An 11,494-nucleotide genomic window follows, 5' to 3' on the forward strand; every position below is an offset into this window, starting at 1 on the left:
GGCATCCATGCATGATGGCCCGCATGTCCGAGTACCAGATCTCCTGCCCGGCCCGAGTGCTCTACCTCGAGGCCGAGATCGCCGAGCTGGAAGCCATCGTCGACGGAGCGTTCGAGGTCGCCGCCGCACTGTGGTGCTCACTGGAGGCTGAGCACGCCGGCCTCCATCACGCCTTCGCCCAAGGCCTGCGGGCGACGGACGAACTGCCCGCGCGGAACCTGTGGACGCGCTGGCAGGAGGAGGACGAGTACGGTCCCGCTCGCGAGACCCTGGTGCTGCCGCCCTGCAAGGTGAAATTCCTCGAGGGCACCCTCGAGGAACAGTGCTGCGGCCTGCCCATCGGGCACGAGGGCCGCCACGGCTTCGAATTCGGACCGCCGCTCACCCCCGCCGACGCCCTGCCCGACTGGCTCTTCCGAATGTTCTTCAACTGATCGCCCCGCCCCTGCCGGGGCAGCCTCAAAGGCGTCTGCGCCCGCCGGATACGCCAAGAGTTCACCGGCCACATCAACCACGCCACCACGCACGGGCACCTGTGGTCGCCCTCCTGCTTCTCCGCCTCCTGCGGCGGAGCACCGCTGGCGGCCCTCCGCCAGTACGTCGAGCAGCAGAAACGCCGCTCTGAGGTCGCACGTCAGAGCAGCCTTGAGATGCATTCATCCCCGACGCGAACGCCGGGCCTTTCCGTAAGGTCCCGGTAACGAGGCGCCCCGCACGGCCGGTCGGCGGTCCGGGCCGGCTCCGCTGGACCGGCCTGGACGGATACCGGGTGCCCGTACAACCCCTCGCCCATGTCGCGTGTCTCTCTGGGTAACGGGTTCTTTCGGGCATAGGGCCGCAAGACTCCGGTTACCTGTTTTGACACGCCAGAGGGGGAGAAATGCGTATTCGCTACGCCAAGACCGCTGTCGCCGTGCTCACTTGCGCGATGATGACGATCCCCGCGGGAGCTGCCTTCGCCGGCAGCGGCCCCGCACCCAAGCCGTCCGAGCGGAGTGCGGCGAAGACCACCGCCCCGTCCGCGAAGGGCAACCCGACGAGCAAGCTTGCCGTGGCGGCGGACGTCTGTGCCGACGCCTACCAGATCGGCAGCACCGGATACGTCAAGCGGAGCGGCACCACCATCGCCTCGGTGAAGCAGTTCTACTCGCCGGACTGCCAGGAGAACTACTCCTACGTGTGGGTCTGGGAGAGCTTCCGCAAGACGACCGGTCCCTACGACGTCGCCGCCGGCGTCTACAGCTACGACCAGGACACGGTGCTGGGCGCGCAGGCGTGGGAACAGACCAGGCAGCAGGAGTTCTGGTCCAGCGGTACGGACACGGTGGCCGATTGCACCGCCGCTGTCGCCTCCGTGCGCAAGACGGGCGACCCGACGGAGAACCAGGCGTACTCGTCCAAGCGTTGCTGAGCCGGCTCAGCTGACAAAGGGGGTGCGGCGGCGAAGCGCTGCGGGGTTCAGACCGCGGACGCCATCCGCCGCACCGCCTCTTCCAGCACCTCGGGCGAGGTGGCCGTGTTCAGCCGCGCGTGCCCCGCACCGCCGGTGCCGAAGGCCGGCCCGGGGACGAGGGCGACGCGGCCCCGTTCCAGAAACGCCGCCGCCGGATCGTCGCCCAGGCCCAGTCCGCGACAGTCCAGCCAGGCGAGGAACGTGCCCTGCTGCGGGCGGTAGTGCACCTCCGGCAGGTGCTTGCGCAACAGCTCAGCGAGCAGCCGCCGGTTCTCCTCGAGCCCGGCCAGCAGGGCCTCCAGCCAGTCGCCGCCGTGCCGGAGCGCCGCGACGTGGCCGATCACGCCGACATGGCTCGGACCGTGGCTGACCTCCTCCGGAATCCGGGCGAGCTCCGCGGCCGACTCGCTGCCCGCGATGGCCAGCGCCGCCTTCAGCCCGGCCAGGTTCCACGCCTTGGACGCCGACATCAGGGAGAAGGCCCGTTCCGTGCCGGGCACCGACAGGTACGGCGTATGGCGCGCGCCGGTCAGCACCAGCGGCGCGTGGATCTCGTCGGCGACGACCCGCACCCCGTGCGCGTTCGCCAGTTCCGTCACGGCGGCCAGCTCCGCCGCCGTGTGGACGGTCCCGGTGGGGTTGTGCGGGCTGCACAGCAGATACGCCGCCCGGCGGCCGCCGCCGGCACCGCGCTCCCCCGTGGCCGTACGGAAGGCCGCGGCGAGCGCGTCCAGGTCCAGCCGCCCCTCCGCGCTCAGCGGCGCCTCCACCACCGAGCGGTCCATGTGCGAGACGAACTGGTAGAAGGGCGTGTAGACAGGCGAGTTGACCACCACCACATCGCCCGGCGAGGTGATCAGCTTCAGCACCTCGACGACGCCCGCCATCACGTCGGGCACGATCGCCGCGCGCTCGGGCCGCACCCGCCATCCCCACTGCCGCTCGGCGAAGCCGTCCAGCGCTTCGATGTAGTCCGTCCCCATCGCGTAGCCGGTGTCTCCCGCGCTCACGGCCGCCCGCAGCGCCTCGGCGACCGGTTCGGCCAGCGGCACGTCCATCTCGGCCACCCACATCGGCAGCACGTCGGCCGGGTAGACGCGCCATTTCGCGCTCGTACGACGGCGCAGCTCGGTCAGGGAGCACTGCCGCAGCGGATTGCTCGTATGTGTGTCCACGTCTGCCACGCTAGTGCCTTGACCGGCAATGTTTGCCCGTTGGGGAGCGTCGTCCAGTGCGTGCGATCGCAAGGCGACCGGAAGTCCTTGTAGCGGAGCTACCAGGGCTTCCGGTCAACGCGGCGAGCGTGCGTGATGGGCGGCGCGACAGGGCAAAGCTTGCCGGGAGGGGCGCTAGATCCTTTCCCGCCGCCTGAGCAGACCCCCGCGAGCCCGCTCGCTCTCGCGCGTCAGGTCGTGAGGCATGATTCCGGCCATGGGGATTGTCGCCGGTCTGGAGAGCTCAGCGGAGTACACACGCATCGTCGTCTGCGACGCGGACTCGGGCGCCGTCGTCAAGCACGGTTACGCCGCACATCCCGCCGAGCGCGACGACCCGCAGTCCTGGCTGATCTCGCTCGGGGAGGCGGCGAGCGGCGGCCAGTTCGCCGACGTCGAGTCGATCGGGGTCGCCGCGCAGCAGCAGGGACTCCTCCCCATGGACTCCGCGGGCGCGCTGGTACGGCCCGCCCTGCTCGGCAGCGAACGACGGGTGCAGCCCGCCGCCGCCGATCTCGTCGACGCGCTGGGCGGCCGCGAGGCGTGGGCGCAGGCGGTCGGGGCCGTTCCGCAGGCCGGGCACCCGGTCGCCAAGCTGCGCTGGCTGGCGCGCAGCGAACCGGAGTCGGCGGCCCGGGTGGCCGAGGCGCTGCAGCCGCACGACTGGCTGGTGTGGCAGTTGATGGGCCGTCCCGCCCGGCGCACCACGGACCGCGCCGACGCCTCCGGCACCGGTTACTGGTCGGCGGCGCTGGAGTCCTACCGCCCCGACCTGGTCGAGCTCGCGCTGGGCCACCGGATCGCCCTGCCGGACGTCATCGGTCCGGCCGAACCCGCCGGGCGCACCCCGGAAGGTCTGCTGATCTCGGCCGGTACGGGCGAGACGATGGCCGCCGCCTTCGGGCTGGGTGTGGAGGCGGGCGACGCCGTCATCTCGCTGGGTGCTTCGGGGTCGGTCTTCGCGGTGCACCACGAGGCGCTCGTCGATCCGACAGGCACCATCACCTCCTACGCGGACGCCACCGGCATGCACCTGCCCGCCGTGCGCACCCTGAACGCGACGCGCGTGCTGCGCGGCACCGCCGATCTGCTGGGCACCGACCTGGAGGGGCTCTCGGAACTGGCACAGCGGTCGACTCCCGGTGCGTACGGGCTCGTCCTGCTGCCCTATCTGGAGGGGGAGCAGACCCCGAACCTGCCGCACACCGCCGGGTCGCTGCACGGGCTGCGGCGGGAGAGCATGAAGGCCGAACACCTGGCCCGGGCGGCGGTCGAGGGGATGCTGTGCGGCCTCGCCGACGCGCTGGACGTGCTGCGCGGACGTGGCGTACAGGTGCGCAGACTCTTCCTGCTGGGGCAGGCGGCGGGGCTGCCCGCCGTACGGGAGGCGGCGCCGGGGCTGTTCGGCACGCAGGTCGTCGTGCCCCGGCCCGGCGACTACGCCGCGCTCGGCGCCGCCCGGCAGGCGGCGTGGGCGCTGAGGGGCGGCGGGCATCCCCCGCAGTGGCCCGCGGCGGAATGTGAAGTCTTCGAGGCGGGCGAGGAGCTGGCTGCCGGGCAGGCGGTGCGGCAGCAGTACGTGACCGTACGGGACGAGGCCCACCCCGGCGCCTTCCCGAGCTGACACGCGCGAGCTGACAAGGCACGCGAGCTACAGGCGCGCGAGCTGACACCCCCAGTTCACGCCCACCGCGGGGTGCCTCGCAACCGGTTCAGCTCGCAGCGATCTCAGCAGGGTCTTTGCCGGGACTTGGGCCCCTCGGCGGGGGAACTGTTCGAAGATGAGTGCGACCACTTCGATCTTCTGAGTCGCCCCGGGGACCCGTGTGCTGATTCGTCTGCTCCGTGCCCATCTGCGCCCGTACCGGCGCCCGGTCGTCCTGCTCGTACTGCTGCAGCTCGTGCAGACGTCCGCCACGCTCTATCTCCCCACCCTCAACGCCGACATCATCGACAACGGCGTGGTGCTGGGCGACACCGGCTACATCCTCCGGTTCGGCGCCCTGATGCTCCTGGTCTCGCTGGCACAGGTCGTCTGCAACATCGGCGCCGTCTACTACGGAGCCCGCGCCGCCTCGGCCGTCGGCAGGGACATCCGGGCCACCGTCTTCGACCGGGTGCAGACCTTTTCGGCGCGCGAGGTCGGACAGTTCGGCGCGCCGTCGCTGATCACGCGCACCACCAATGACGTCCAGCAGCTGCAGACGCTGCTGCTGCTGACGTTCACCCTGATGGTCTCGGCACCGATCATGTGCGTCGGCGGCATCATCATGGCACTGGGCCAGGACGTACCGCTGTCCGCCGTGCTGCTGGGCGTGGTACCGGTGCTCGGGGTGCTGGTGGGGCTGATCGTCCGGCGGATGCGCCCGCTGTTCCGCACCATGCAGGGGCGGCTGGACGGCGTGAACCGGGTGCTGCGCGAGCAGATCACCGGCATCCGGGTCATCCGGGCCTTCGTCAAGGACGACTACGAGCGGCGGCGCTTCCACGAGCACAACACCGGGCTGACCGACGTGCAGCTGAGCACCGGGCGGCTGATGGCGCTGATGTTCCCCACCGTCATGACCGTCGTGAACGTCTCCAGCATCGCCGTCGTCTGGTTCGGCGCGTACCGCGTGGACGGCGGCGGGATGCAGATCGGCGCCTTGACGGCGTTCCTGGCCTATCTGATGCAGATCGTGATGTCCGTGATGATGGCCACCTTCATGTTCATGCAGGTGCCGCGCGCGGAGGTGTGCGCCGAGCGCGTCACCGAAGTGCTGGAGACCGAGTCCAGCGTGGTGCCGCCGGACCGGCCCGTGGCGACACTGCGCCGCCACGGCGAACTGGAGCTGCGCGGGGCGGGCTTCCGCTATCCCGGTGCCGAGGCACCCGTGCTGCAGGACGTCGATCTGCTCGCGCGGCCCGGCGAGACGACGGCGGTGATCGGCTCGACGGGCAGCGGGAAGTCGACGCTGCTGGGCCTCGTACCGCGGCTGTTCGACGCCACGGCGGGCACGGTTTTCATCGACGGCGAGGACGTACGGGGCCTGGCACCGCGGCTGCTGGCGCGGACGGTGGGGCTGGTGCCGCAGCAGCCGTACCTCTTCTCCGGCACGGTCGCCTCCAATCTGCGCTACGGGCGTCCCGACGCCACCGACGAGGAGCTGTGGCAGGCGCTGGAGACCGCGCAGGCACGGGAGTTCGTGGCCGCGATGGAAGGCGGCCTGGACGCGACCATCGGGCAGGGCGGCAACAACGTCTCGGGCGGCCAGCGGCAACGCCTCGCCATCGCGCGGGTCCTGGTGCACCGCCCCGAGATCTACCTCTTCGACGACTCCTTCTCCGCCCTGGACTACGCGACCGACGCGGCGCTGCGGGCGGCGCTGGCGCGCAGCACGGCGGAGGCGACGGTGATCATCGTCGCCCAGCGGGTGGCCACCATCCGTGACGCCGACCGGATTCTGGTCCTGGACGAGGGCCGGGTGGCCGGAGTCGGCCGGCACCGCGAACTGATGGCGGAGAACGAGACCTACCGGGAGATCGTGCTCTCCCAGCTCACCGAGCAGGAGGCGGCATGAGTGGCCCGGCACGGATGATGGGAGGCGGTCCCCCGGTCCAGCGTTCGGAGGACTTCAAGGGGTCGGCCAGGCGGCTGCTGGGACAGTTCCTGCCGGAGCGGGTCACGCTGGCGGGCGTCGTCCTGTTCGGCCTGCTCGGCGTCGGCTTCAGCGTGCTCGGCCCCAAGCTGCTCGGCCAGGCCACCGACCTCATCTTCGCGGGCTTCATCGGCAAGCGGCTGCCGGACGGGGCGAGCCGGGAGCAGGTGCTGGAACGCATGCGGCGCGAGGGCGACGGCGACGTCGCCGACATGCTCTCCGGGATGGACTTCGTCCCCGGCCAGGGCGTCGACTTCGGTGCCGTCGGCCAGGTGCTGCTGACCGTGCTCGCGGTGTACGCGGCCGCGGGGCTGATGATGCTCTTCAGCGGACGGCTGTCGGTACGGGCCATCACGCACACCGTCTTCCGGCTGCGGGAACGGGTGGAGGAGAAGCTGGCGCGGCTGCCGCTGTCCTACTTCGACAAGCAGACACGTGGCGAGGTGCTCAGCCGCGTCACCAACGACATCGACAACATCGGGCAGACCCTGCAGCAGACCATGGGACAGATCGTCAACTCGCTGCTCACCGTCCTCGGTGTCCTGGTGATGATGTTCTGGATCTCCCCCCTGCTGGCACTGGTCGCGCTGGTGACCGTTCCGATGACGGTGCTGGTGGCCACCCGGATCGGCAAGCGGGCGCAGCCGCAGTTCGTGCAGCAGTGGTCCTCCACCGGGAAGCTCAACGCGCACGTCGAGGAGATGTACACCGGGCACGCGCTGGTGAAGGTCTTCGGTCGGCAGGAGGAGTCGGCCGCGGCGTTCAGGGAGCAGAACGAGGCGCTCTGCCGGGCGGGCTTCAAGGCGCAGTTCATCAGCGGGATCATGCAGCCCGCGATGATGTTCATCGGGAACCTCAACTACGTGCTGGTCGCCGTCGTCGGCGGTCTGCGGGTCGCCTCCGGCGCCCTGTCCATCGGCGACGTGCAGGCGTTCGTGCAGTACTCGCGGCAGTTCAGCCAGCCGCTCAACCAGGTCGCCTCGATGGCGAACATGGTGCAGTCCGCGGTGGCCTCCGCGGAACGCGTCTTCGAACTGCTCGACGCGGAGGAGCAGTCACCGGACCCGGTGGACGCCGGCCTTCGGGCGGCACACCCCGGCACGGTGCGCGGACGGATGGAACTGGCCGGCGTGTCCTTCCGATACGACCCCGACCGCCCCCTCATCGAGGACCTGTCGCTGTCGGTCGAGCCGGGCCAGACCGTCGCCATCGTCGGACCGACGGGCGCGGGCAAGACCACCCTGGTCAATCTGCTGCTGCGGTTCTACGAGACGCGCGGCGGCCGGATCCTGCTGGACGGCACGGACATAGCCGCGATGAACCGCGAGGAACTGCGCGCCGGCATCGGGATGGTACTCCAGGACACCTGGCTCTTCGGCGGCACGATCGCGGAGAACATCGCCTACGGGGCGCGGGGCGCCGGCCGCGCACAGGTCGAGGAGGCGGCGCGGGCGGCACACGCCGACCGCTTCATCCGCACCCTGCCCGACGGCTACGACACCGTGCTGGACGACGAGGGCACCGGCGTGAGCGCTGGCGAGAAGCAACTGATCACCATCGCCCGCGCCTTCCTCTCCGACCCGGTCATCCTGGTGCTCGACGAGGCGACCAGCTCGGTGGACACCCGTACCGAGGTGCTCATCCAGCAGGCGATGGCACGGCTGGCGCACGGCCGTACCAGCTTCGTCATCGCCCACCGGCTGTCCACCATCCGCGACGCCGACGTGATCCTGGTGATGGAGAGCGGAACCATCGTGGAACAGGGGTCGCACAGCGGGCTGCTGGCTGCGGACGGCGCCTACGCGCGGCTGTACAAGGCGCAGTTCGCGGAGGCGGTCGCGGAGATCGACTGAGCGGGCCGGTGGTACGGCCCCGCTGCGAGCGGGTCAGTCGAGGTAGCCCCGGAGCTGGTCGGCGAAGGCGTGGTCGCGGAGCTTGCTGAGGGTCTTGGACTCGATCTGCCGGATCCGTTCCCGTGTCACGCCGAAGAGGCGGCCGATCTCCTCCAGGGTGCGGGGACGGCCGTCGATCAGCCCGTAACGCAGCTGCACGACCCGGCGTTCGCGCTCGCCGAGGGTGGAGAGCACCGCCTCCAGGTGCTCGCGCAGCAGCAGGAAGGCCGCCGACTCCGCGGGTGAGGGGGCGTCGCCGTCCTCGATCAGGTCGCCGAGGTTGACGTCGTCCTCCTCGCCTACCGGCGCGTGCAGCGACACGGGCTCCTGCGCGAGCCGCAGCACCTCGCTGACCCGTGCCTCGGTGAGGTCGAGGTGAGTCGCGACCTCTTCCGGGGTGGGCTCGTACCCGCGCTCCTGGAGCAGCCGGCGCTGGACGCGGACGACTCGGTTGATCAGCTCGACGACGTGCACCGGGACGCGGATCGTACGGGCCTGGTCGGCCAGCGCACGGGACATGGCCTGCCGGATCCACCAGGTGGCATACGTGGAGAACTTGAAGCCTCGCGCGTAGTCGAACTTCTCCACCGCGCGGATCAGTCCGAGGTTGCCCTCCTGCACCAGGTCCAGCATGGTCAGACCGCGGCCTATGTAGCGCTTCGCGACCGAGACGACGAGCCGGAGGTTCGCCTCGATGAGGCGGCGCTTGGCTATCCGGCCGAGCACCACCAGCCGGTCGAGGTCGAGAGCCAGGGGGCCGTCCGGGGTGGTGGCGTCGGTGAGTTTCTCCTCGGCGAAGAGACCCGCCTCGACGCGGCGCGCGAGTTCCACCTCCTCGGCGGCCGAGAGCAGCGGGATGCGGCCGATCTCCCGCAGGTACTGCCGGAACAGGTCGGCCGACGGGCCGCTCCCCGATGACTCCGGCTTGGCGCGGGCGGTGGCCGTGGCCACGGCCGCTGCGGGAACCGCCGGGGCGGCGGGAGCCGTCGGGGCGGCGGGGGCCGCGCTGGTCAGGGTCCGGGTCTGCACGGGGGCGACCTCCATGTGCTCGCTGCCGGTTCGGGGGGCGGCGTACATGCTGTGCGGTTCAGCGGGGACTGCGGCCTCTCCTGGCAGGCGCACCGCCCCGCTCCGAGGACTCAGGCACCGCAACCCAGTGTGGGGTACGACACACTCCCGCCACGAGGGTCGTGCGGCCGGTTTCTGAGATGAGGGTGACCCGGCGAGTACGTACGGCTACGGTCGGGCCGCCGTCAGAGCGCGGCCGGGCCTCGCTCGCGCAGCGCGCGGTCGTACTGCTGGAGGGTCCAGATCTCCTTGCGTACGGCGCTGGAACGCTCGTCGTCGCGCTGCGCCTCGAGGCGGCGGGCCGTGCTCTCGAGCTCGGTGATGCGCGCGCTGACCGCGGCCCGCCGCACCGCCACGAGGTGCGTGCCGGCGTACATCCCGTCGGGCTCGCGCCCGCGCCCGCTGCGCAGCGGCTCGACGGTGAGTTCGCTGACCAGCGTGCGTACGGTGTCGTCCGGCGCGGCGTCGCGAACCCGGTTGTAGTAGTCGCTGTCGGCGTCCGTCGTGCCGCCCGCCGATTCGATGGCCTCCCGGACTGCGGCATACGGCGGGCCGGTGAACTCGTCCGTGCCGTACGCGTCGAAGGCCGGGGAGACCAGCTCGGGGCGCTGCAGGGCGAGTTTCAGCAGTTCCCGCTCCACGCGGTGGGCCGGGCTGCGGAGGTTGAGTGCGGGGCCGCCACGGGCCGCCGGAGAGCGTGGCGCAGCCCCGGCGGGCGCGGACGCGGGCGCGGACCCACGGCCACGGGCTGCCGCCGGGCGCCGCCGCGCCAACTGGCCCAGGCGCCGCACCACGAACTGCGTGTCGAGGATGCCGAGCAGCCCGGCGAGCCGTACCGCGTACTCGTGCTGGATCGAGGGATCCTTGATCTGGGCGACGACCGGCGCGGCCTGTTCCAGCGCCGCCGAACGGCCCTCGGCTGTATCGAGGTTGTGCTGGTCGACGATCGAGCGGATCGCGAACTCGAAGAGCCGCGACCGGCTTTCGACCACCTTCTCGACGGCCTCGTCACCCTCGGCAAGGCGCAGCTCGCAGGGGTCCATGCCCTCGGGCGTCACCGCGATCGACGTACGGGCCGCGAACTTCTGGTCGTCCTCGAAGGCGCGCAGTGCGGCCTTCTGTCCGGCCGCGTCGCCGTCGAAGGTGAAGATGACCTCCGACTGGGAGTTGTCCATCAGGAGGCGGCGCAGGATCTTGATGTGGCCTTCGCCGAAGGAGGTGCCGCTGGTGGCGATGGCCGTGGTGACTCCGGCGACGTGGCAGGCCATCACGTCCGTGTAGCCCTCGACGACGACGGCACGGTTGCTCTTGGCGATGTCCTTCTTGGCGAGATCGATGCCGTAGAGCACCTGGGACTTGTGGTAAATCGGCGTTTCGGGGGTGTTGAGGTATTTCGGGCCGTTGTCGTCCTCCCGCAGCTTACGGGCGCCGAAGCCGACGACGTCGCCCGTGATGTCCCGGATCGGCCACATCAGCCGTCCTCGGAAGCGGTCGATGGGGCGGCCGTTCCGTGACTCCTGGGCGAGCCCGGAGAGCGTCAGCTCCTTGTCGGAGAAGCCCTTTCCGCGCAGGAAGCGCACCAGGTGGTCCCAGCCCGCCGGTGCGTAGCCCACGCCGAAGCGCTCGGCGGCGGACTTCTCGAAGCCCCGCTCGGCCAGGAAGCGGCGGCCGATCTCGGCCTCGGCACCGTCCAGCTGCTCGGCGTAGAACCGCGCGGCCTCCTTGTGCGCCTCGACGAGCCGGGTGCGCTCGCCCTGCTGGCTGGCCCGTCCGTACCCGCCCTCCTCGTACCGCAGCGTGATGCCCGCCTGGCCGGCGAGCCGCTCGACGGCCTCGGAGAAGGAGAGGTGGTCGACCTTCATCACGAAGTCGAGGGTGTCCCCGCCCTCCTGGCAGCCGAAGCAGTGGTACAGGCCCTTGCCCGGGCTGACGTGGAAGGAGGGAGACTTCTCGTCGTGGAAAGGGCACAGGCCCTTGAGATTGCCGCCGCCCGCGACGCGCAGCTGGAGGTATTCGGAGACGACGGCGTCGATCGGGACCGCGTCCCGTACCGCTTTCACGTCCTCGTCATTGATCCTGCCGGCCACCCCAGCAGTGTACGGCGGCCCGCCGACAGCCCCGTTCGCCCTAGTACTCCAGTCTGACTTCGCGAGGTAGTGCCGGGCCCGGCTGGGACGGACCCGCTGGCCTGACCCGGTGGACCGGGTGCGGCGGACGGCTCCGCCGCAC

At 70.9% G+C, this 11,494-nt stretch carries 8 protein-coding genes and 1 pseudogene; 6 read left to right on the forward strand and 3 right to left on the reverse strand.

Annotated elements, in window-relative coordinates:
• The 3 genes and pseudogenes from ACRDP3_RS01065 to ACRDP3_RS01075 form a co-directional block, all read left to right on the forward strand.
• Positions 1-434: hypothetical protein (locus ACRDP3_RS01065; protein ID WP_431514870.1), on the forward strand; the 434-nt coding region annotated here is incomplete at its 5' end.
• A 33-nt stretch (positions 435-467) separates the two neighbouring features.
• Positions 468-701 (forward strand): annotated as a pseudogene (locus ACRDP3_RS01070) (transposase); the annotation flags it as partial.
• A gap of 179 nt (positions 702-880) precedes the next feature.
• A complete protein-coding gene (locus tag ACRDP3_RS01075; protein WP_431514871.1) occupies positions 881-1,411 on the forward strand; it encodes a hypothetical protein in 531 nt (176 codons plus the stop codon).
• Between the two features lie 47 nt (positions 1,412-1,458).
• On the opposite strand, the gene ACRDP3_RS01080 is transcribed toward ACRDP3_RS01075, so the two are convergent.
• The gene (locus ACRDP3_RS01080; RefSeq protein ID WP_431514872.1) at positions 1,459-2,628 is read right to left on the reverse strand and encodes a MalY/PatB family protein; all 1,170 of its coding nucleotides are present in this window, start codon (positions 2,626-2,628) and stop codon (positions 1,459-1,461) included.
• 256 nt (positions 2,629-2,884) lie between these two features.
• Here ACRDP3_RS01080 and ACRDP3_RS01085 point away from each other — a divergent pair, with 256 nt between their 5' ends.
• The 3 genes from ACRDP3_RS01085 to ACRDP3_RS01095 all read left to right on the forward strand — a co-directional run bounded on the left by ACRDP3_RS01085 (position 2,885) and on the right by ACRDP3_RS01095 (position 8,158).
• Positions 2,885-4,291, forward strand: a complete 1,407-nt coding sequence (locus tag ACRDP3_RS01085) for an FGGY family carbohydrate kinase (protein ID WP_431514873.1) — start codon at positions 2,885-2,887, stop codon at positions 4,289-4,291.
• Between the two features lie 202 nt (positions 4,292-4,493).
• Positions 4,494-6,227: an ABC transporter ATP-binding protein gene (locus ACRDP3_RS01090; protein WP_431514874.1), complete on the forward strand. Its 1,734-nt coding sequence runs from the start codon at positions 4,494-4,496 to the stop codon at positions 6,225-6,227.
• Positions 6,224-8,158, forward strand: a complete 1,935-nt coding sequence (locus ACRDP3_RS01095) for an ABC transporter ATP-binding protein (RefSeq protein ID WP_431514875.1) — start codon at positions 6,224-6,226, stop codon at positions 8,156-8,158. The genes ACRDP3_RS01090 and ACRDP3_RS01095 overlap by 4 nt, the downstream gene beginning before the upstream one ends.
• 33 nt (positions 8,159-8,191) lie before the next feature.
• Here ACRDP3_RS01095 and ACRDP3_RS01100 read toward each other — a convergent pair whose 3' ends face one another.
• On the reverse strand, positions 8,192-9,274 hold the full coding sequence (locus ACRDP3_RS01100; RefSeq protein ID WP_431514876.1) for an RNA polymerase sigma factor: 1,083 nt from the start codon (positions 9,272-9,274) through the stop codon (positions 8,192-8,194).
• A 176-nt stretch (positions 9,275-9,450) separates the two neighbouring features.
• Entirely contained in the window at positions 9,451-11,352 is a 1,902-nt protein-coding gene (gene dnaG / locus ACRDP3_RS01105; protein WP_431514877.1) for a DNA primase, read from the reverse strand.
• Positions 11,353-11,494: the final 142 nt, after the last annotated feature.

This window comes from Streptomyces sp., from assembly GCF_050698815.1.
Taxonomy (GTDB): Bacteria; Actinomycetota; Actinomycetes; order Streptomycetales; family Streptomycetaceae; genus Streptomyces.

What these genes read in the sequence shown, in the direction of transcription:
- ACRDP3_RS01095 (WP_431514875.1), top strand. Translation starts at nt 6,224, where the DNA reads ATGAGTGGCCCGGCACGGATGATGGGAGGCGGTCCCCCGGTCCAGCGT.
- ACRDP3_RS01085 (WP_431514873.1), top strand. Translation starts at nt 2,885, where the DNA reads ATGGGGATTGTCGCCGGTCTGGAGAGCTCAGCGGAGTACACACGCATC.
- ACRDP3_RS01075 (WP_431514871.1), top strand. Translation starts at nt 881, where the DNA reads ATGCGTATTCGCTACGCCAAGACCGCTGTCGCCGTGCTCACTTGCGCG.
- ACRDP3_RS01100 (WP_431514876.1), bottom strand. Translation starts at nt 9,274, where the DNA reads ATGTACGCCGCCCCCCGAACCGGCAGCGAGCACATGGAGGTCGCCCCC.